The following is a 20,408-nucleotide window of genomic DNA, read 5'->3' as shown; positions in this document are numbered from 1 at the left end:
GCACTGACCGCGCCGGCGATCACATAGGCGCTCAGGTCCTCAACCAACTCGACTGCCATCGCGGGACACCCTCCTGTTGACGCGCTCAGCCGCATCGGACGACGTCGAAGTTCTTTCCGTACAAGGCTAGGACTATTTCTTACAGATGTAAAGGATTGTGTGAAGATGCCAGCCACTGTCCGAGGCCACAGCGACGACTACGAGACCAGGCGGGACCGCTATCCGTCCCTCATTTTTATTACGCAGTAAAAACACGCGGAGTCGCCGTTATAGTCACACGCGGGTAGTCAACCTATCGAGTAAGGCCTGTCATGACTAACGAACTGGGCTTGCTGCAAGCCCTCCGCTTGAAAGGGCGCGTGAGCGCTGAGGCACTCGCCGCCGCCTCGGGCTCCGACCTAGCCTCCACCGAGGCAGCGCTGCGGGACGCGGTTACTGCCGAACTCGTTGCCGCGGCGGGAAGCAACTTCAAGCTGACCCCGGCCGGCCGCGACCGGCTGGCCGAACTCGTTGCCGCCGAGCGCAAGTCCATCGACACGGCGCCGCTGGAGCAGCTCTACGAGGAGTTCGACGACGACAACAACGACCTCAAGAGCGTCGTCACCACCTGGCAGATGAAGGCCCCCGACCAGCCCAACGACCACACCGACGCCGACTACGACGGCCAGGTCGTCGAGAAGCTGGTCGCTCTGCACGGCCGGTTCGGCCCCTGGCTGGAGCGCCTCTCGGCGGTCAACCCGCGACTGGCGCTCTATACCACCGGATTCGACGCGGCGATCGCCGCGGTGCAGGGCGGCGATCACAGCTTCATCGCCCGCCCGATCGCGGACAGCTACCACACGGTGTGGTTTGAGCTGCACGAAGTGCTCATCGGCCTGCTGGGCCGCGACCGGGCCGACGAAGCTGCGGCCGGACGCGCGCTGTAGATGACAGTGCTACGACTGGGCCACTGCGGCGAACCCACCCGGGAAGAGATCGGCGGCAAGGCGTTCAGCGTCAACGCGATGCTGGTGATGGGGCTGCCGGTCCCACCGGCCTTCGTGTTGGGGACCGACGAGTGCGCGAAGTATTACGAGGCGGGAGGCACGCTGTCCGACGACGTCCGTGCCGCGTTGCGCGACGGTATCGCGCAACTGGAATCCGAACTCGGCCGTCAGTTCGGCTCCGCGAGCAATCCGCTTCTGGTATCCGTGCGTTCGGGTGCGGCACGCAGCATGCCGGGCATGATGGACACCGTCCTGAACCTCGGCATGAATGACGACGTCGCCGCCGGACTGAGCCAGCTGACCGGCAGCCCGGAGTACGCCGCCGACACCCAGCGTCGGTTCGTCGAGCAGTTCGTCAAGGTCGTCGGCGCCGAACCGTCCGACGACCCGTGGGAGCAGCTGGAAGCCGCGGTCGGCGCGGTCTTCGAGTCGTGGCAGTCGCCGCGGGCGGTGGCCTACCGCAATCATCACGGCATCTCTCATGACGGCGGCACGGCAGTGACCGTGCAGGCCATGGTCTTCGGCAATCTCGACGACAATTCGGGCACCGGTGTGTTGTTCACCCGCGACCCGATCACCGCCAAGTCCGACCCGTTCGGTGAGTGGCTGCCCAAGGGGCAGGGTGAGGACGTGGTCTCCGGCCGGTCCACGCCGAAGCCCCTGGAACACCTCAACGAATTCCTGCCCGATGTACACGCTCAATTGATGTCGGCCGCAAGCCTGCTCGAGCGCGCGATGAAAGACGTGCAGGACATCGAGTTCACCATCGAAGCGGGAAAGTTGTGGCTGCTGCAGAGCCGCTCGGCCAAGAGATCGGCCAGCGCCGCGATTCACCACGCAGTTCAACTGGAGTCCGAAGGCATCATCACCGCAGACCTCGCACTGGAGATGATCACCCCTGACCAGTTGACCGCGTTCCTGCGGCCTCATCTGGCGCCGGACGCCCGGGCAAGCGCGACGCTGCTCGCCTCGGGCGAGGTCGCCTGCCCCGGTGTGGCCAGCGGCGTGGTGGTCACCTCCGCCGACGAGGCCGAGGAGAAAGCCGACGAGGGTATCGACGTGATCCTGGCCCGCCCGACCACCGATCCCGACGACGTGCACGGCATGATCGCGGCCGTCGCCGTCATCACCGAGATCGGTGGCGCCACATCGCATGCCGCGGTCGTCAGCCGCGAGCTCGACAAGGTCTGCGTCGTCGGGTGTGGTCCAGGCAGCCTGGCGAACCTGGCCGGCAAAGAGGTGACCGTGGACGCCACCAGCGGTGAGATTCTCGAAGGCACCCTGGACGTCGAGGTTCCCTCGCTGGCCACCCACCCGGATCTGCAGGTGCTCGGCGGTTGGCTTCGATCGTACGCGGGTGACCAGCACAAGAGCCTGAAAACGATTCTCACTTCGGCGAATTAGCGCCGGTAGGCGCCAAAGGAAGAGCTAGCCGGGCCGTTTCACGGCACTGCACAGCGCGCTGCGTTCCAGGTGTGCGTACCCCACACTGCCGGCCTCGGTAGTGATCCGGGAGATTCCCTCGATCAGCGCGACGGGCTCGCCCGCGCCGTCCCAGTTGATGCCGTTGATGTAGTTGTTGTCCGGCGTCATCGTCATCGGCAGCCCGTGCACCTGCTCGGCGACCAGCCGCAGCGTCTCCCCGGTGCCGGTGGTGACCACGAGGTCCATCGGTCCGGGGACCTCCATGTCGGCGAGCTTGGGAATCTCGAAGCCTAGCAACGGAATCCGCTGACCATCCCGGTAGAGCACCCCGATGTGAGTCGGCGCGCGGTCGTCGCCCGGTGCGATCATGACCGCGTGCAACGTCCACTCCGGCATGATGGCCAGCATGAACGCGTGATGGTCCCAGCGGTCCCAGTCCCGCACTCCCGAGGAGTGGTCCTTGAACCCGATCCCGTCCAGCCGGTATTCGATACCGTCCACCCGCAGATATCCCGTGGTGTGGTAGCCGCCTTGGACATGGGTGTCACCCGCGAAGTCGAGCTTCTCGGTCTCGGCCCGCTCGTAGAGGTCCCATTGCGGCGCGGCCGCTCGTGCGGTCATCTCCCACTGCACTGAGACGATGGGTTCCGTGCTACCCCGCGGACCCAGTGACAGGTCGGCGACAGTGGTCAGCTCACCGACACCGTCGAACCGCGACGTCCACCCATCCTCAGTCATCGTGAGGTCGTAGTTGCCGAACCGGATACCGTCCGTCGTCGCGTTGCGACCCCAGAACCGGTCGACCGCCAGCTGCGCGCCGGGCAGGAAGGCCACGGTCTGAGCCCACCACATATCCAGGTCCTTGCGGAACCGGCCGCCGTGCAGGTAGAGGCCAACGCCGTCGTCGGGGTTCCAGCACCCGTTCCAACGGGTCTCGTTCCACAGTGGAACGTCCCGGCGAATCTTCGTATTGCTGTCCATCACACCTCCGCCACGAGCCGCGGGCGGGCCAGAAGCTCCACGGTGCCCTTGTCTCCGTCGACGCGGATCACGTCGCCGTCCCGTAGTGCCCTCGTGGCGGTGCCGACATTGACCACACAGGGCAAGCCTAGTTCGCGTGCGACGACCGCCGCATGGCTGATCATGCTGCCGACGTCGACCACCAGGCCGGCCGAGACGTACATGATCGACGCCCAGCTCGGATCCGTCGACTGCGCCACCAGGATCTCGCCGGGTTCGACGTCGGCGAAGGAGGGATCGGTGACGACCCGCGCGATGCCTTGCACCACACCGGAGCTGGCGCCGATGCCGGACACCATATCGCCGACCGCCAGCGACGCGGCGCCCAGCGGCAGGGGCTCGGGCATTCCACGCCAGTACAGCGGCACGGCCAGCGCCCGATACTCATCACGGCGGGCACGCCGGAACGCGATGAGTTCGCCTGCGGGCGAAGGGATTCCGTCGAAGATCTCGTCCAGCGTCAGATAGCAGACATCGTCGGCGCTGCCCAATAAGCCGTCCGCCACCAGATGCTGCCCGACGCGCCGGGCGGCGGCGCGTGCGACGTCGAGTGCCTGCAGGAATGACACTTTGCCGACACCGCGCAGCGGAATGGTCTTGGCGGCCAGCTTCAGCAGCGCACGCGCGCCGGGACGCTGAAACGCGGGCCGCGCCGCGACGACGGCCTGTTGCATCAGCGGTAGGCGCCGCGCGGCCTCGGCATCCCGCTGGACCGGCGAGTCCGACTCGTCGAGCGCGCGATAGTGCCCGATCAACGCGTGCAGCGGCGTTGGATCCTCCCGCCAGACCAGGCTGGAGATCTCGCCCTCCAGCGGCCCGTGGTAGCCGTGCTGGGCGACGATCTGGTCGAGGTCTATCTCACCGCGTGAAGCACGCCAGATGTCCTCGATCATCGCCATCTCGGCGCCGCCGGTGCCACTGAGGACGCCGACGTCGCCGACACCGGTCTTCTCTACCAGCGCTTTGACGGCGGTCAGCAACGGATTCACCGCGGTGAACAGGCCGATGCCGTGGATGGTCATGGTCCGGCAGAACTGATCCACCGCGTCGCGCAGCGCCGCGACCGCCTCCTCGTGGCTCGCGGTTTGCAGCACCGGTATCTGGCTCTGCCACCAGGCGTCCACCTCGGCCGCCATCGCGCGGACGCGGCGCGGTGCGGTGACCATCGCGAGCGGCAGTTTCGCGGCGATCACCGGATACCGGCGCCGGGATGCTCCGAAGAGCATGGTCTCCGGTGCGACGCCGAGCATTCCACCGATGGCCTCGGCGCCGCTCGTGCCGGGCATACGGTCGCCCATGACCGCGACCCATTCCATCCGCAACGCGATGCGCCCGTAGAAGACCGACATGATCCGGTCTTCGATCCGCGTCGGATCATCGAGTTCGGAGCGGTCGAAGACGCCCATCGCGAATGAGACGTTGCGGCACATCCGATCCCCGACCACACCCCAGATCGACCAGCCGAGCGGGGTCGCCACGCCCGGCAGCGCCTCGCCCACATTGACGCGAGTCCAGTGCGAGTCCTCGGCGGCAACCGACTGCAATGGGTCTCGCTGCGACACTGTGGGACCGCCTCGTCAGCACAGCCGTGCTGTGTAGTTAGGGTGCGTCGTCCGGGTGCATGCGAGCCTAGAGCTTCTGTTTACACTTGTAAAGAGATGAAGGGGGCGGTCGGCCTCAACACGTCGGCCGCTGCACGATGCGATCAGCCACTGGCGCGGTCTGCTCATGGCTGCGAGTTCCGAACTCGTCCATGAGATCTCGTGCTCGCCGCGGACGGCCGCCAATCAGGTGAGCGCCCGGATACTGGCGCGCATCTCGTCGACGAAAATCTGCGGCTGTTCCAAGGCGGCGAAGTGGCCGCCTTTGGCGACGGCGTGGTAGTAGCGGAGGTCGGTGAACCTGGTGCGAAGCCATCGTTGGCTGACCCTGACGATTTCTTTCGGGAACCGGGTGTACGCCGAGGGCACGGCGACCTGGTCAAATGAGCTGATCATCGAGAAGCTTTCCCAATACAAGCGCGCGGAGGAAGCAGCGGTGTTGGTCAACCAGTACACCATTACGTTGTCCAGGATGACGTCCCGCGACACTGCGTTTTCCGGGTGCCCGTCACAGTCGGTCCAGGCGTAGAACTTCTCGGTGATCCAGGCAAGTTGACCGACCGGCGAGTCGGCCAGCCCGTAGCCCAACGTCTGGGGCCGGGTTGCCTGCTGTACGGCGTAGGCGCCCTCTTCCTGCATGTACGCCGGCAACCCCCCGGCTGCCTGTTCGTCGGGGGTCAGTTCACCAAGCCCAGCCAGCGCCTCCGGCGAGGCCAGTGCGAGGTTGACGTGGATGCCGAGCAGGCCTGCGGGAGGTTTGACACCCATCGCCGCCGTGACGAACGCACCCCAGTCGCCCCCCTGCGCGTAGTAGTGGCGGTAGTCCAGGGCGACCATAAGTTGGTTCCAAGCCTCGCCGATTCGCTCGATGCCCACCCCTGGAGTTGTTGGCCTGTCACTGAACCCGTATCCGGGCAAGGATGGGATGACCACGTGGAAGGCGTCGTCGGCGTGCCCACCGAACCGTTCCGGGTCAGTCAGCGCACCGATCACGTCGAGAAATTCGACCACCGAGCCAGGCCAGCCATGGGTCAAGATCAGTGGCCGCGCATCGCGATGCGGGGAGCGTACATGCAGAAAGTGGATACCCAAATCACCGATGGTCGCGCGGAACTGCGGATAAGCATTGAGCCGGTTGGCGACCCGGTACATGTCGTAGTCGCTCGCCCAGTAGCGGGCCAGCTCGCGAACATAATCCTGCGGGATCCCCTGGGACCAGTCGGACACGGTTTCGCCATCCGGCCATCGTGTCCGCTCCAGGCGAGTGCGCAGATCGGCGATGTCGGCCTCGGAAATTTCAACACGGAAGTCGCAAATTTCGACCATGGCGACAAAGCTCCCTTCAACAACGTTAACGAGTACTTACTCGTACTTTGGCACCCACGCAGACGGCTTGCTCTTCGCTGCAACGAGAATAGTGCCTACACGCACTGGGTCAAGAACATACGTTCGCAGCTTGATCCGATATGCGGGCCCTCAACGAGCCGCGGCACCCAAGGCCAGGTCGCGGGCGGCGATCGCGAGAGTACGCTTTTGTCGAGAAGGCGAATCCCTTCCGATATGATTTTAATCACGGTTAGATTCACCTCCGAGCGGGCGGTGCCCGCTACCCGGCAATCGAAGGACTAGTGATGAAACACACTTCCCCGCCGCGCGAGGCCGACGTTGTCGTGGTCGGCTCCGGACACAACGGCCTTGTTGCGGCCGCGTATCTGGCCAAGGCCGGGCTCGACGTACTCGTCGTCGAGGCCTCCCCCACCGCCGGCGGTATGACCTCGACGAATCCCTTTGTCCCCGAGGCGCCGGAGTACATGATCAACGAGGCCTCGATTCAGGCGTCACTGTTCCGGACCACCACCATCGACCACGACCTCGGACTGTCGCGCAATTATGGTCTGCGCCAGACGGTCATCGATCCCGCGCACTTCCAACTCTCCGCCGACGGCGCATCGCTGGGTTTGTGGCGCAACCCGCGCAAGACCGCGGGCGAGCTGGAGTACTTCTCGAAGAAGGACGCCCGCGCGCTGCTGGAGCTCTACGAGGTAATCGACGCCGCCGTCGAGATCGGCCTGCCGATGATGCAGACCAGTGTCACCGAGCCCGAGATCAAGAGCATCCTGAAGTCGGCGCGCGCGGTGGTGAAGAACCGTAAGCAATTGGTCGCCCTCGGTCGCTGGATGTCGAGTTCGCAGGCCGAGGCCGTCGAGGAGAGCTTCGAGCACGACATGATCCGGGCACCATTGCTGACCAGTCTGCCGTTCATGCCGTTCGACGCCGATATGTCTGGGTGGTCGCTGATCTACCTGGGTGTGCTGAGCAAGTATGGCGTGGCGATGTTCCACGGCGGCACCGGATCGCTGCCCAAGGCGCTGATTGGTGTGATCAAGGACAACCACGGGGACGTGATCACCAGCTCGCCCGTCGAGGAGCTGATCGTCACCAACAACCGCTGCACTGGCGTGCGGATCAGGGGTGGCGCCGAAATCCGTGCCCGCCGTGCGGTTCTCACCGCGTGCAGCCCGAAGACCACGCTGACCCGGCTGCTGCCGCGCGGTGTCTTGGAGCCCAAGAAGCAAAACGCCGCCGATCACATTCCCACCCGCAAGCGCGGTATCGCCGACGCCAAGGTCAACGTCGCGCTGTCGGGCCGGGTCGACATGTCCAGGCATGAGAAATGGCGTGGTGATGGCATTGACCTGCGGCAGGCGTGCAACTGTTACCACACCTACGAACAGGCCCTGGAGGCCGCGCGCTCCTGTGTGCGCGGCAAGGTGCCCGACGCCATTCCCGGCTTGGCTCAGGTGACTAACTCGTTCGACCCGTCGATGTCGCCGCCGGGTAAGGATCTGTGGTGGTTCTGGACCGGCCTGACGCCGTCCTACCCCGAGGACGGCTGGGACGTCGCGCGCAAAGCAATTACCGACAGCATCATCAAAGACGCCGAGATCTACTACAAGGGCGTCGAGGACATGCAGGTGGCCGTGCGCCCGTTGGTGTTGCCCGATATCGAGGAGCGGTTCTGGGCGATCGACGGCTCGGTCTACCATGTCGACCCCACCCTCAGCCGGTTCGGCCCGAACAAGCCGGTGGCCGGTTTCGCGGGTTACAAGACCCCGGTCGAGGGCCTCTACCTGACGGGGTCGGGCACCCACCCGGTGGCCGGCATCAGCGGTATGCCCGGCCAAAACGCGGCGCGCATCATGCTCAAACACTTCCACCTCGAGGACAAAGGTGGCCGATTGGGTGTGCTCAAGGAACTGGTGGCGCAACGCCGGAAGGCCGACGTGGACCCGTACTGCAGTGGCCAGAACGACCCCTTCCCAGCCGACCTCTGACCGACAAGCCCTGTTATCGGCTGCCCCGAATACGCCGAAGTCCGGCAGGTGGACTGACGCTCTACGGTGCACTACGGCGTTGGCGCGCTCTGGAGGATCTCTACCCGGCCGGTTGTGCCGTCCACCCGCACCCGCATGCCGTCGCGCAGCGTGGTGGTGCCGGTCCGGGTACCGGCGACGCAGGGCAATCCCAATTCGCGGCACACGATGGCGGCGTGGCTCATCGCGCTGCCCACGTCGGTGACCACTGCTTCGGCAAGTGGAAACAGCGCAGCCCAGCTGGGGTCGGTCGCCCGGCACACCAAGACCGTGCCCTCGTCGATGTCGGCGTCGTCGAGGTCACGAACGACGCGCACGGTTCCCTCGGCGATGCCGGCGCTCACCCCTAAGCCCTCGACCGCCTCAGGCCGGCGGTCCGCCACCACGTCAGCGACCGGGGCGCCGATCTCAAAGTCAGGCTCGCCGCGCCACACGTGCGGAAGCACGATCCGGTCGAACATCGCATGGTGCGACTGGCGCTGCCTGACCAGGTCGGCCCAGCCGCCACGATTACCGCGGGCGATCTCGTCGATGGTCAGGAATCGCACGTCTGCGGGGTCGTCGAACACTCCGGCGTCGGCGAGGTCACGGCCGACGACGCGGGACGCCGCGCGGGCGACGTCAATGGCCCGCAACATGCTGGCACGGCCGGTCTCGCGCCACGTCGGTGCATGCGCGGCAAAGCGGACGAGCGCCCTCGCCGGGATCGACCGGATCGGACCGAGAGCCCGCTCTAGGCGCTGGACGGCAACGGCGTGTTCGCGGCGCCGCCGCCGCACCAGCTGATCCACATCCTCGGCCCCGTGCCGCGACCGGTAGGTAGCGGCCAGCTCGACAATATGCTGCGAATCCTCCCGCCATATCGTCGATTCCACCAAGCCCTCGCGCGGCCCGTGGTAGCCATGACGGCGCAGGAAATCTTCGACGGTAATCCTGTCGGCCGACAACTGCCACAGATCCCGGACCAGATCGAACTCGGCGGTCCCCTCGTCGCTCTTGATGAGCTCGTGCTGTAGGCCCTCCAGCCCGGCTTTGATCGCCATGGTCTCGACTCGGCCCATCACCCCCTGGCACGCCATGGACAACACCATGTGAATGACAAGGATCCCCTCAAACCGGCGACGCGCCTCGATGAGCGCGCCTACGGCCGAATCACCTTCTAGCCGTTCGGGTTCGAAAACCGTGGCCTGCCACCACCGCGCGGTCTCTTCAGCGCATGGCTCAAGGCTGCGCATCGCGCGCCGCAGCGCGCGAGGAAACTTCGCCACCACGAACGGATAACGACGCATCTTTCCTAGGCCGGTGAGCTCGGGCTCACCGCCGCGCTGCACAGAGCCGAACACCTGCGCTTCCATCAACGCGGCCGAGCCGCCCGGCACCTGCGCCGCCATTCGGCCCAACAGGTCGAGGTTGCCAATGGCGTGACCGTAGGCAACGGAAAAGAATCGACCATCAACGTCGTCGGGAATCGGCCGCCGCGATTTCGGCAGCACACCAAGATCCACCCAACAACCGCGCATCGTGGACTCGGTCGGCGGGAAGTACATCGACCAGGTCAGCGGCGTCACAGTTCCGGGCAGACCCTCATCGACATTGGCCGTCGTCCAGCGCAGCTTGGCCCCGGGCCAGTGGACCGGGCTGGCCGCCAGCTCGTCGGGCGTGAGGTCAGTGGCGGGTCGCGGTTGATTTGACGGCACTCTAGCGTTCCTCTGTTGAGGGGAGCATGGACGGCCGGTAGTCACGCTCGATGACCCCGTAACCGACCTCGCCGTCGTCGGCAACCACACGCACTGTGCTCTGGGTGACGACGACTGGGTCGGGCTGCGACACCAGGTCGACCCCGTTGATGTTCTCGTTGGGCTGCAGGTAAGTCAGCGAATAGCCGTGCAACCGAGAGGCTTTGAACACCTGTGTCGACTTGTCGGCCCGTGACAGGGTGATGGTCATCGCGTGCGGCTGGTGGGTGGCGATGCTGTGCAGGCCGGTGACCCTGACGTCGCTCCCGATCTCACAGACGCCGGCTTGCTGGATACAAAAGGTGCGGTGGTCCACCTGACCGTCGCGGCGCCAGTTCACCAGACCGTTGACGACGCGACCGGTACGGGGGAAGACCACCACGAAGAAATGCAGCCCGCCGAGGCCTCCGATGTCCCGCGGGCCACTGGAATGGTCTCGATGAGCAACACCGTCGACGTCCCAGCTCCGGGAGCCCGCGGTCAGCCGTCCAGTCGCGCGAAATCCTTGGGTGTGATGAAACGACGCCCAACTCAAGCCGTCGATACCCAACGCGCCGTGCATGTCCCACACCGGGGCGACAGCTTGCAGCTCGAGTTCGAAGGAGAAAGCGCGCGCCGGCCCGGCACCGACCGGGCCGGTCGCCATCGTGGCCAAGTCGCCGACAGCGCCTGCGCCGTCGAATGCCAACCGCCAATCGCGTAGCGGAGTCGTGCATGTGGCTCGCAGGTTTCCGGTCGCGGGGCCGCACGCGTCGACAGCTCTCCCCCACGACCGGTCCACCAGCAGCTCGCCGTCCGGCAGCATCGCAATTACCTGAGCCCACCACAAGTCAAGGTCAGCGGGCCACCGGCCGGCGTGCACGAACACCCCAACACCGTGCTCCGGTGACCAGGCGTGGAAATACATTGTCTCGCTCCAGCCCGGCACGCCGATTGGCGGCGCATGCAACAGGTCCAGCCCGGGCTCGACGCCAAAGGGATTGTCGCCGAGCAGTCGCCGCTCGGCAGTCACGGACTAGGCCTGCTCACGCAGGCCCAAAAAGCGCGCGGCGTCGAGCCATTCAGATGCCGCCGCGGGCGACGAGCTGGGCAGCGATTACATTGCGCTGGATCTCATTGGTGCCTTCGCCGACGATCATCAATGGCGCGTCCCGGAAGTAACGTTCAGCGTCGAACTCTGTGGAATAGCCGTAACCGCCGTGGATCCGCACCGCATTCAGTGCGATCTCCATCGCCACTTCCGACGCGAACAGCTTGGCCATGCCGGCCTCCATATCGCAGCGCTCACCGCTGTCATAGCGCTCGGCTGCATAGAGGGTGAGCTGTCGGGCAGCAGTGAGTTTCGTTGCCATGTCGGCCAAATAGTTGCCGATCGCTTGATGTTTCCAGATCGGCTGGCCGAAACTCTCACGTTGCTGCGCGTAGGCAAGTGCATCCTCGAGTGCGGCGGTCGCCACACCGAGCGCGCGGGAGGCGACCTGGATGCGGCCGGTCTCTAGGCCTTTCATCATCTGCGCGAACCCCTTGCCGGGCGCACCGCCGAGAATCGCCGATCCGGCAATGCGGTAGCCGTCGAAGGACAGCTCGCAGGTCTCCACGCCTTTGTAGCCCAGCTTGGGCAGATCCCGTGACACGGTCAGGCCCGGCCCGTGCTCTGCCAGCACGATCGAGATGCCGGCGTGCCTCGGCGTTGCTTTCGGATCGGTTTTGCAGAGTAGGGCAATGACGCCCGAGCGACGTGCGTTGGAGATCCAGGTTTTTGCGCCGCTGATCACCAGATTCTCGCCATCGGGAAGCGCAGTGGTGGCCATGTTCTGCAGGTCGGAACCGCCGCCAGGTTCGGTGAGCGCCATCGTCGCCCGGACCTCGCCGGTGGCCATCGCGGGGAGATAAGTCTTTTTCTGCTCCTCGGTGCCGAACAGCGTGAGTAGTTTGGCCACCACGGTGTGTCCGCCCATCGCGCCGGCCAGGCTCATCCAGCCACGCGCCAACTCCTGGGTCACCAGCACATAGCAAGGCATGGACACCGGCGAACCGCCATACTCTTCGGGGATCGCCAATCCGTAGATCCCGATTTGCTTCATTTGTTCGATCCACTTTTCGGGATACTCGTTGGCGTGCTCGACATCACGGACCGTCGGTTTGACGTCGCGGTCGACGAACGTCCGAACTGTCTGGACCAGTAGGTGTTCTTCCTCGGTCAACGCAGAGCTCACACCATCACCTCCTCTCAACCAGATTCTATTTTAGATTAAACGATCCTGGTCGGGATACCCGGCCTCCGGGGTTTGGGTATTCCGGCCCGCAGGACCATGGTCGATCGCGATATCGCTCGACGGAGCAGACGGGCCGGCGCGGATCAAATCCCCCCGCGCAGCCGACAACGAATGCCCTAAGGTGCTGGCTAATCCGCGTGCCCGGCCCTGGCTTCCTCTTCGCGAGTGAGGCCCGAGGCGCCAATGAGCTCCTCGTGCAGTTCGAACCACACGGTGTGGTAAGAGTCGATGATCGGCCGGGCGAACCATGTTGTGTCGCCAGCCTTGACCTTGTCCAAGGCCGAGTTCAGTTTCGCGGCATATGCACTTAGCCGGGGTAACAGTGTGGTGATCGCGGCGGCGATGGGCGACACCTGTTGATGCAGGTTGTCGAGGCGGTTCACTATCGCGGCGTCATACTCGGCATCGTCGTGTGAGTTAGGTTGACCGTCTTTGATCTGCCAGTCCGATACCAGCGCCTTGAATTCGTGGTTGACGACCCGGAAATCGCCATACGTTTTGGTCAGAGCGTTCTGGTCGACACCCGAACGCTCCTTTGCCAGAAGGGCGTCGAGCCGCTCGCGTCCCTCGGGGCTGATCCGGAACGTCTTCCCTTCGACCAGCAGCCCGGCGGCGGTCAGTTGCGCTAACGTCGCGGCGACATCAGCGGCGTCGTCACCCAGGGTGGCAACCAGATCAGCCTCGGTGACACGGCCTTTGAGTCGAACGGCCTGCAACACGGTCAACTCAGACATTGGCCAGTCCTTTCGTATCTTCATTCAGTCGTAGCGCAATGAGCATAGTGATCAGCGGATGCGGAGCGATCACGTCGGTATGGCCGGCGGCAAGCGCACCTGCAACCGCCGCCGGCGAGGTGTCGTCGAGCACCTCGTAGTTGCCGCTGGCGTGGGCGCGGAGCGGGCTGATGCGACGGGCGATCTCGGCGAGCTCAGCCAGGTCAGGCGAGTCGCTCTCCGACCAGGCAGTGCGTTCCAGAATCCCCTCGCGCACTTCGCCTTCAGCACCGTCGACGGTGATCAGCTTGCCGGCGAGGGCCGCAACCACTCCAGCGCCGCACCCCACCACGGCCGGTCGGCCGATCTCTCGGCTGACCACCGCGGCATGCGATGTCGCCCCACCGATCTCGGTGACGATGCCTTGGGCAGCCAGCATGCCTTGTACATCGTCGGGACTTGTCGCAGTGCGCACCAAGATGACATCTTGCCCGTCGTCGGCGGCATCGAGCGCCTCATCGACGTCGGTGTAGGCCTTGCCTGACACCACGCCCGGACACGCCGGCAGGCCCTTCGCTAACAGCGTTGCCGCCAAACGGGTTTCGGGTTGCAACGAGGGCATGAGTAAAGTCTCGACCTGGGCGGGGGTGACCCGGCGCAGGGCCTCCGCGTCGTTGATCAATCCTTCGCGGCGCAACTGTAATGCCAGGCGCACCGCGGCCTGAGCTGACCGCTTGGCCACCCGCGTCTGCAGCAGCCACAGTTTGCCGTCTTCGACGGTGAATTCGATGTCCTGCACCTCGGCGACAAGCCGTTCCAGCGTTTGCGCCGCGACCATGAGCTGCTCATAGACGACGGGTTGCTCGTCACGCAGCGCGGCGACGGGTTCGACGTCGACATTGCCCGAGACGACATCTTCGCCCTGGCCTCCCGCCAGCCATTCACCGAACGGCTCGTTGGCACCGGTCATCGGGTTGCGGGAGAACAGAACCCCGGTACCCGAGTAACGTGCCAAGTTGCCAAACACCATGGCCTGCACCACAACCGCGGTGCCGGCCGCATCGCTGAGGCCGCGATGCGCACGGTAGGCGATCGCCCGCGGACTGTTCCATGACGCGAAAACCGCCTCGACCGCTCCTCGCAGCTGCGCCCAGGGATCGGCGGGTATCTCGGTGTGTTCGTCGCCACCCAACACGATGCGCCGGTACATGCCGGTAAACCGGTCGCGGGTGTCGCCTGCGAACTCCGCGCCCGCCGCCGCCGCGAGGGCGTCTTCGACCCCGTCGTCGATGCCGAGGTCGAGCACCGTGTCCATCATGCCGGGCATCGACTGTGCCGCCCCGCTGCGCACACTGACCAACAGCGGCCGGGGGCCGCGTCCGAACGTGCGTGACGTCTCGGCCTCGAGCCATTGCATCTGCTGGCGCACCTCGTCCCAGATCTCGTCAAGGCAGCGTCGAGGATTGGCGAAGAACCTCGGACAGACCTCGGTGGTGATGCAAAACGCCGGCGGCACCGGCAACCCGTTCTGCCGCATCGAATCAATGCCATAGCCCTTGTTGCCGAGCGCCTCGCGGGGACGGCCGGCGCGGCCGTCTAGCTTTACGACCAAGCGGTGTGGTTCAGCGGTTGTCTTTGACATGAAGTTAGTTGGCTTCCTACCAGTGATTCTGTCCCCGTGAGCAATTCGTTCGCGCATCGCCCGGTGACGTCGCTGCGGACGAATAGCCGTAGCCGACTCGCGACATGGGCAAACTTGAATTTGGGCCATAGATCACGGAGTTTGTCTTGTGGTTGGTCCTCGTTTTCTGGTCTCGAGTAAATACTGTTCGGAACTGCTTCAATGAAGTTGCCCCACAACCGACATACTAGCGACGGCCAACATGTCGGCAAGGACAACGAATTTCACGCGGAACCGGGACGCTTCACTGCCCCGTTTGCGTTCAGCGGCGTCCAAAGGCACACCGTCGATCGGCGAGCCCTGGTAGCCGATCGAGCGCAGGATTAGTCGGCTCCTTTCCACCGGCCGACCCAGCGCAAGTGCGTCATCGTCATCTCCTGGGCCACATGCTCACACGTAGGCACCGAGCAACTGGTCTGCGAGGCGCTCCAACGAGTCGAGGGCCTGCCGCAGTTCAGCGTCGAGCAGCCGGGGGACCACTATGCGCCCGACGCCGAGGTCCTCCATCCGGCGGAAGGTGTCGAGCAGCCCCGAGGTGACGGGGTCGTCTCCGACGAGCGCGAACGACATCGTGCTGATCTCGACGTCCGCAGGGTCCCGCCCGGCCTCACGAGCGGCCCTGCGCATGACGCCTATCAGCTCGCTGAGGTGCTCGACGGTGCGTGCGATCGGGTAGTACCCGTCGCCGAGCCGACCGGCCCGCTTGGCTGCCACGATCCCGCTGCCCCCGACGACGATGGGTACCGCCCGGTCCTGCACCGGCTTCGGGTACGAGCGGGCGCCGGCAAAGCTCACATGCTCGCCGTCGAAGGTGGCCACGTCGTCGCGCCACAATGCGCGCAAGGCGCCGACAAACTCCTCCATGCGTTGTCCGCGAGCGTCGAACGGCACCCCCACCGCGTCTGACTCTTCGCGCATCCACCCCGCTCCGATACCGAGCACGGCGCGACCGCGGGACAGCAGGTCAAGGGATGCGACCTGCTTGGCAAGGACCACCGGGTTGCGCAGCGGCAGCACGACCACGCCGGTGGCCAGCCGGATCCGAGTGGTGATGCCGGCGGCATAGGACAACCAGACGATCGGGTCAGGAACGTCGGTTTGCGCCGACTGGGGTAGCCTGCCGTCCGGCGAGTACGGGTAGCGCGACCGGTAGTCGGGCATCACCACGTGCTCGCCCGCCCACACGGACTCATACCCCAGCTCCTCGGCGCGTACCACGGCCTCGGCGGCATAGTCGGGGTGCGCGAGCCCACCGCGTTCACCGAGGCCGAGCATGACCCCGAACTTCATTGCGCCGCCCCGTCGAACAGCGGAGCTAGCGACTTGGGGTCCTTGTAGTAGGCGTCGATTCTGTGGATCTGCCCGTCGGTGACCCAGAAGTGTTCCACGACCGGTGTCGTCAGCGTCTGCCCGGTCGCGCGCGACGTGAACGTCCCTGTGCTGGTGGCGACGACGATCTCTCCCGCGTCGTCGATGACCCAATCCACCGGCTCGGCCCGCGACAGCAGGCTGAACATCTTCGTGGCCGTCGCGCTGAAGCCATCGTGCCCGACCGCGGTGCCGCTGTAGGGAAGGCTGCCCGCCGGTTCGAGGACGACGTCGTCGGCCAGCAGAGCAAGGCAGGCCTGCAAGTCGGCGCTGACAAACGCTCGGTAGAAGTCGGACACCGTCCGCACACCGTCAGAGCTCATGCGGACACCTCCGCGTCGGCGGCGAGCGCGTCGAAGCCGGACGGGTCCTTGTAATAGACGTCGGCGCGAGTGACCTTGCCGTCGGTGAGCCAGTAGTGCTCGGTGATGGGCTGCGACACCGTTAGTCCGTTGGACCGTGAGGTGAACGTGCCGATCATCCGCGCCACGACGTACTCGCCGGCGTCGTAGACCGCGACCTCCGAGAGCATCGCGCCCGAGTAGATCTGCCCGATCTTGGTGACGAGCTGCAGGAAGCCCTCGCCGCCGACAAACGTTCCGCTGTGCGGCAGACCTTCGCCCTCGACCAGCACGCAATCGTCGTGCATGCGCGCCATGCAGCCGGGGATGTCCCCGGTGGCGAAGCATTCGAAGAATTCCTTCATCACGACACAGTCGCTCGCGCTCACTGCTCATCCTCCTCGCGGACATAGATCCGTTCGATCCAGCCGTCGCCCTGCTCGCCGTCCCAGGTGTACCGGGCCGGACCTTCGACGGGGATCGCTCCCCTGGCCCGCGGACCCAGCGGCATCCGGCACGGGGATTCCAGCGTGAACGCCATCGAGTGCGTCAACTGACCCTGCACCTGCGCCGCGCCCGCGGGGCTGGTGAAGCGCACGGTGTACAAGCTCGGCTCGCCGAGAGCGCTCGTCAGCGGCGGCCCCTCGAACGAGCTCATGCTGTGCAGCTCACCGCCGTCGTAGACGAAGCCGTGGGTGAACTGTGGTGCGCCCTCCATCTCGACCCACAGCCCACAGAACGCGCGACCGCTCGGGAAGACGGCGTTGGCCCAGGCCTCGCGCCGCATTGCGCTGTAGTCCCGCGGTCCGGTCGAGTGATCGCGCATGCCCATGCCCTCGATGAGGGTCGTGCTGCCGGCCAGGCGCAGCTCACCGGCGACGTGGCAGGCCTGCTCGAGGTGCATGCGCGCCCAGCTCTGCCCGTGCATCGCCTCGGCGGTCTCGCCACCTGGATGCCGCGAGCCGACGCCCCACGGGGGTGTCGTGCCGGTGACGTCGAGCACGATCTGCAGCGGCTCGACCGGGCCCTGGGTGACCGGACCGGCCGCGCCTTCCGCACGGCTCAAGATGCGGGCCATACCGTCGAAGCGCAGCTCCCAGTGGCGCAGCGGCTCGACGGGTCGGAACGTGAGCTGCCCGTCGGAGGCGGACCCGGTGCCGGCGTCGCGCGCGAACGAGCGGCTCACCCGCAGCTGCCCGTCGGGGAGGTAACAGATGAGGATGCCCTCCCAGATGCCCGGGTCGTCGACCATCCGGCTGAAGTGCACGTAGAACGCCACACCCGCGCTGCCGTCGTTGACGACCAGCTGCAGGTTCTCGCTCCAGCCGGGCACATTGGGCAGATCGTGCAGCAGATCGTCCGCCGGCACGATGCCGTAGCAGTCGGGGGTCGTTGCGGTCGTCATGCCAGTGCCACATCCTCGGACTCGGGAAGTCCAGCGGCGCCGACCAATTCGACCGCCCCGGTGGAGCCGTCGACGACGACCGTGTCGCCGGTGCGCAGCCGCCGACTGCCGTCACGCGTGTTGATGACGCAAGGGATGCCCAGCTCGCGTGCCGCGATCGCACCATGGCTCAGCGCACCGCCGATGTCGATGACGAGCGCCCCCGCCACCACGAAGAGCGTCACCCAGCTCGGGTTGGTGGTTTCGCAGACGAGGATCTCGCCGTCTTCGAGCAACGTATCGGCCAGCGGGTCGGTCACCACCCGCACCCGGCCGGTGACGACGCCCGGCGCGACGCCGATGCCCTGCACCTTGCCCGGCTCCCGCTCGAATCCGTCGTTCGCGTCCTGGGGCTCGGGCGCAGGCATTCCGCGCCAGGTGTCGGGCAGCCGCAGGCGCCGGCAGGCGTCGTAGAAGACCCGGCGCCCGGCGATCACCGCGCGCACATTCGGCGGCAGCTCCCCCATCAGCTCGGCCGAGGTCAGGAAAAAGACGTCTTCGCCCGACGCCAGCTCCCCCTTGCGGACGAGCGCGTTCCCAGCGGCGCGGGCACCGGCACGTGCGACATCCAGCAGCTGCACGTAGGAGGTCTTGCCGATCTCGCGCTGCGGGACGAACTTCGCGGTCAGCTTCAGCACCAGTCGGGCGGCTGCCCGCTTGTGCCACGGCAACGCGGCGAGGAGTTGGTTCTCGACGTCGGTGCGCCGCGCGACCTGCCGGGCCTGCCGCTCCAGTGGGCCGTCGCCGGCGGGCATGGCCGCATACGCGTCCAGTAGCTGCACGACAGCGGAGGGATCCTCCCGCCACGACGGACTGGACAGGTCGCCTGAGGCGGCCCCGTGGTACCCGTAGTTCGCCACGAACCGCTCGAGCGACGCTCCCTCGCGGGCGACCGTCCACAGGTCGCCCAGTAGGCGGGTCTCCTCGAGGCCGCCGTAGCCGGTGACCAGCTCGGACTGGGCGCCCGGCATGCCGGCCTCCGTCGCCAGCGATGTCACCCGCTCGAAGCAGGCCTGCGCCAGCATCGTGACGAGCCCGTGCACATACATCATCCGCGCGAACCGGTGGTAGGCCTTGCGATAGGTCGCCACCGCGGTGGCGACGTCGTCACCGGGCGCGGCGACCGACGCACGCCACCAGACGTCGTTGTCACTGCGCGCACGCCGCAGCTCTGCTGACACCCGCCAGGCGGCGTAGGGCATCTTCACCGCGGTCACCGGGTAGCGGCGGCGCATCGGGTTGTTGCGCTGCCCCGACTGCACGACGCCCAGTACCTGCTCCTCGAACGCGTCGCCGGACGTGCCGGGCATCCGGTCGGCGAGCTCGCGGAACCGGTTGACGTTGCCGGCCATTCGTGCGTGAAAGCCCGCCATGTGCCGGCGATCGGTGACCTGGCTGACGCGTGCCTCGCGCCGCGAGTATGCGCCGAGGGCGTGCCCTATCTCCACCAGCGATGCCTCCGAGGCCTCGATCCAGAACGTCAGGCCCAGCGGCGTCTGCACACCGGGATTGGCCTCGCCGAAGTTCACCGTCGTCCACGTCGTACCCGGGCCGCATTCGGCGTGCAGCGGGTTGAGCCCTGGGTTCATCGCGCGGGGTCAGCCGGCGTTCTGAGCGGCCGCCGCGGCGGCCGCCATCGGCGCGAAGACCATCTCGGCGAGGTTGGGGATGCGCGCCGTCGCCGACCAGCCGCCGTCCATCCGCAGCTCGGCGCCGTTGATGAACTCCGACTCGTCGCTGGCGAGGAAGGTCGCGAAGCCCGACACGTCCTCGAGCGTCCCCCAGCGAGTCAGCTGGCCCTCCCGCATCAGCGGCCCGGCGACCGGGTGCGCGTCCACCGCGGCTGCCAGCTCGGAGGAGAAGACGAACCCGCTGACGAGGGTGTTGATCCGGATGCCCTGCGGACCGTAGTCGGTGGCCATCTGGCGGGTGAGTGCCTGCATCGCCCCCTTGCTGGCCGTGTAGCCCGGCATGTGCGGCACGCCGCCGACAGCGGCGATCGAGGACACGTTGATGATCGACCCCCGGCCGGACTTGACCATCTCGCGCAGTGCGTACTTGCAGGCGAAGACCACACCGTAGATGCCGACCCGGATCATCCTGTCGAAGCCCGCGGTGTCGAGGTCGGCGACCGGGCGCTCGCTGTCGCCGATGTGGTCCATCGCCATCGCGTTGTTGACCAGGACGTCGACGCCGCCGAACTCTGCCACGGTTCGCGTGACGAGCGCCTCGACGGCGTCCTCGTCGCCGATGTCAGCGGCGACGAAGATCGCCGCGCCGCCGCCGGCGGCGATGTCCGCTTCCACGGCCTTGCCATCGGCCTCGCTACGGCCGGTGATGACGACATTGGCGCCCTCCTGGGCGAAGCGGCGCACGATCGCGCTGCCGAAGCCCCTCGTCGAGCCCGTGACGATCGCAGTCTTGCCTTGGAGGCGGCCTGTGG

The 20,408-nt window shown here is 66.2% G+C and carries 17 protein-coding genes; 3 read left to right on the top strand and 14 right to left on the bottom strand.

The window, feature by feature from the left end; all coding sequences use genetic code 11:
- Positions 1 to 311 precede the first annotated feature (311 nt).
- Positions 312 to 926 carry a hypothetical protein gene (locus WAN02_RS29225; protein ID WP_422268877.1) on the top strand — a complete coding sequence of 205 codons (615 nt, stop codon included), beginning with the start codon at positions 312 to 314 and terminating at the stop codon, positions 924 to 926.
- The gene (locus WAN02_RS29220) at positions 927 to 2,390 is read left to right on the top strand and encodes a pyruvate, phosphate dikinase (protein WP_422268876.1); all 1,464 of its coding nucleotides are present in this window, start codon (positions 927 to 929) and stop codon (positions 2,388 to 2,390) included.
- 24 nt (positions 2,391 to 2,414) lie between these two features.
- Here WAN02_RS29220 and WAN02_RS29215 read toward each other — a convergent pair whose 3' ends face one another.
- The 3 genes from WAN02_RS29215 to WAN02_RS29205 all read right to left on the bottom strand — a co-directional run bounded on the left by WAN02_RS29215 (position 2,415) and on the right by WAN02_RS29205 (position 6,358).
- Positions 2,415 to 3,392 carry a hypothetical protein gene (locus tag WAN02_RS29215; protein WP_422268875.1) on the bottom strand — a complete coding sequence of 326 codons (978 nt, stop codon included), beginning with the start codon at positions 3,390 to 3,392 and terminating at the stop codon, positions 2,415 to 2,417.
- Positions 3,392 to 4,993 (bottom strand): PEP-utilizing enzyme, encoded by a 1,602-nt coding sequence (locus WAN02_RS29210; protein WP_422268874.1) that lies wholly within the window; start codon positions 4,991 to 4,993, stop codon positions 3,392 to 3,394. The genes WAN02_RS29215 and WAN02_RS29210 overlap by 1 nt, the downstream gene beginning before the upstream one ends.
- Before the next feature lie 225 nt (positions 4,994 to 5,218).
- Complete coding sequence (locus WAN02_RS29205; protein ID WP_422268873.1) at positions 5,219 to 6,358, bottom strand: epoxide hydrolase family protein; 1,140 nt, start codon at positions 6,356 to 6,358, stop codon at positions 5,219 to 5,221.
- Between the two features lie 305 nt (positions 6,359 to 6,663).
- Between WAN02_RS29205 and WAN02_RS29200 the strand changes: the two genes are divergently transcribed.
- The gene (locus tag WAN02_RS29200; protein WP_422268872.1) at positions 6,664 to 8,367 is read left to right on the top strand and encodes a phytoene desaturase family protein; all 1,704 of its coding nucleotides are present in this window, start codon (positions 6,664 to 6,666) and stop codon (positions 8,365 to 8,367) included.
- Between the two features lie 71 nt (positions 8,368 to 8,438).
- Here the strand turns inward: WAN02_RS29200 and WAN02_RS29195 are convergent, their stop codons facing one another.
- The 11 genes from WAN02_RS29195 to WAN02_RS29145 form a co-directional block, all read right to left on the bottom strand.
- Positions 8,439 to 10,103 carry a PEP-utilizing enzyme gene (locus tag WAN02_RS29195; RefSeq protein WP_422268871.1) on the bottom strand — a complete coding sequence of 555 codons (1,665 nt, stop codon included), beginning with the start codon at positions 10,101 to 10,103 and terminating at the stop codon, positions 8,439 to 8,441.
- Position 10,104: 1 nt separating this feature from the next.
- The gene (locus WAN02_RS29190) at positions 10,105 to 11,154 is read right to left on the bottom strand and encodes a hypothetical protein (RefSeq protein ID WP_422268870.1); all 1,050 of its coding nucleotides are present in this window, start codon (positions 11,152 to 11,154) and stop codon (positions 10,105 to 10,107) included.
- 49 nt (positions 11,155 to 11,203) lie between these two features.
- A complete protein-coding gene (locus WAN02_RS29185; RefSeq protein WP_422268869.1) occupies positions 11,204 to 12,358 on the bottom strand; it encodes an acyl-CoA dehydrogenase family protein in 1,155 nt (384 codons plus the stop codon).
- Positions 12,359 to 12,546: 188 nt separating this feature from the next.
- Positions 12,547 to 13,152 (bottom strand): MarR family transcriptional regulator, encoded by a 606-nt coding sequence (locus WAN02_RS29180; RefSeq protein ID WP_422268868.1) that lies wholly within the window; start codon positions 13,150 to 13,152, stop codon positions 12,547 to 12,549.
- Positions 13,145 to 14,773, bottom strand: a complete 1,629-nt coding sequence (locus tag WAN02_RS29175; RefSeq protein WP_422268867.1) for a pyruvate, phosphate dikinase — start codon at positions 14,771 to 14,773, stop codon at positions 13,145 to 13,147. Before WAN02_RS29175 ends, WAN02_RS29180 begins: the two co-directional genes overlap by 8 nt.
- 429 nt (positions 14,774 to 15,202) lie before the next feature.
- Positions 15,203 to 16,102 carry an LLM class F420-dependent oxidoreductase gene (locus tag WAN02_RS29170; protein WP_422268866.1) on the bottom strand — a complete coding sequence of 300 codons (900 nt, stop codon included), beginning with the start codon at positions 16,100 to 16,102 and terminating at the stop codon, positions 15,203 to 15,205.
- Positions 16,099 to 16,503 (bottom strand): nuclear transport factor 2 family protein, encoded by a 405-nt coding sequence (locus tag WAN02_RS29165; protein WP_422268865.1) that lies wholly within the window; start codon positions 16,501 to 16,503, stop codon positions 16,099 to 16,101. The genes WAN02_RS29170 and WAN02_RS29165 overlap by 4 nt, the downstream gene beginning before the upstream one ends.
- Positions 16,500 to 16,910 (bottom strand): nuclear transport factor 2 family protein, encoded by a 411-nt coding sequence (locus tag WAN02_RS29160; protein WP_422268864.1) that lies wholly within the window; start codon positions 16,908 to 16,910, stop codon positions 16,500 to 16,502. Before WAN02_RS29160 ends, WAN02_RS29165 begins: the two co-directional genes overlap by 4 nt.
- On the bottom strand, positions 16,907 to 17,926 hold the full coding sequence (locus WAN02_RS29155) for a hypothetical protein (protein WP_422268863.1): 1,020 nt from the start codon (positions 17,924 to 17,926) through the stop codon (positions 16,907 to 16,909). Before WAN02_RS29155 ends, WAN02_RS29160 begins: the two co-directional genes overlap by 4 nt.
- Positions 17,923 to 19,554, bottom strand: a complete 1,632-nt coding sequence (locus tag WAN02_RS29150; protein WP_422268862.1) for a PEP-utilizing enzyme — start codon at positions 19,552 to 19,554, stop codon at positions 17,923 to 17,925. The genes WAN02_RS29155 and WAN02_RS29150 overlap by 4 nt, the downstream gene beginning before the upstream one ends.
- Before the next feature lie 9 nt (positions 19,555 to 19,563).
- On the bottom strand, positions 19,564 to 20,408 hold an 845-nt coding region (locus WAN02_RS29145; RefSeq protein WP_422268861.1), incomplete at its 5' end, for an SDR family NAD(P)-dependent oxidoreductase.

This window comes from Mycobacterium sp. (assembly GCF_049281135.1).
Classification (GTDB): Bacteria; Actinomycetota; Actinomycetes; order Mycobacteriales; family Mycobacteriaceae; genus Mycobacterium.
This window is presented reverse-complemented; position numbering and strand designations above follow the sequence as displayed.

Bases quoted from the DNA above. Each gene is read 5' to 3' on its own strand.
- WAN02_RS29225 (WP_422268877.1), top strand. From the start codon at position 312: ATGACTAACGAACTGGGCTTGCTGCAAGCCCTCCGCTTGAAAGGGCGC.
- WAN02_RS29220 (WP_422268876.1), top strand. From the start codon at position 927: ATGACAGTGCTACGACTGGGCCACTGCGGCGAACCCACCCGGGAAGAG.
- WAN02_RS29215 (WP_422268875.1), bottom strand. From the start codon at position 3,392: ATGGACAGCAATACGAAGATTCGCCGGGACGTTCCACTGTGGAACGAG.
- WAN02_RS29205 (WP_422268873.1), bottom strand. From the start codon at position 6,358: ATGGTCGAAATTTGCGACTTCCGTGTTGAAATTTCCGAGGCCGACATC.
- WAN02_RS29200 (WP_422268872.1), top strand. From the start codon at position 6,664: ATGAAACACACTTCCCCGCCGCGCGAGGCCGACGTTGTCGTGGTCGGC.
- WAN02_RS29180 (WP_422268868.1), bottom strand. From the start codon at position 13,152: ATGTCTGAGTTGACCGTGTTGCAGGCCGTTCGACTCAAAGGCCGTGTC.
- WAN02_RS29175 (WP_422268867.1), bottom strand. From the start codon at position 14,773: ATGTCAAAGACAACCGCTGAACCACACCGCTTGGTCGTAAAGCTAGAC.
- WAN02_RS29170 (WP_422268866.1), bottom strand. From the start codon at position 16,102: ATGAAGTTCGGGGTCATGCTCGGCCTCGGTGAACGCGGTGGGCTCGCG.
- WAN02_RS29165 (WP_422268865.1), bottom strand. From the start codon at position 16,503: ATGAGCTCTGACGGTGTGCGGACGGTGTCCGACTTCTACCGAGCGTTT.
- WAN02_RS29155 (WP_422268863.1), bottom strand. From the start codon at position 17,926: ATGACGACCGCAACGACCCCCGACTGCTACGGCATCGTGCCGGCGGAC.
- WAN02_RS29150 (WP_422268862.1), bottom strand. From the start codon at position 19,554: ATGAACCCAGGGCTCAACCCGCTGCACGCCGAATGCGGCCCGGGTACG.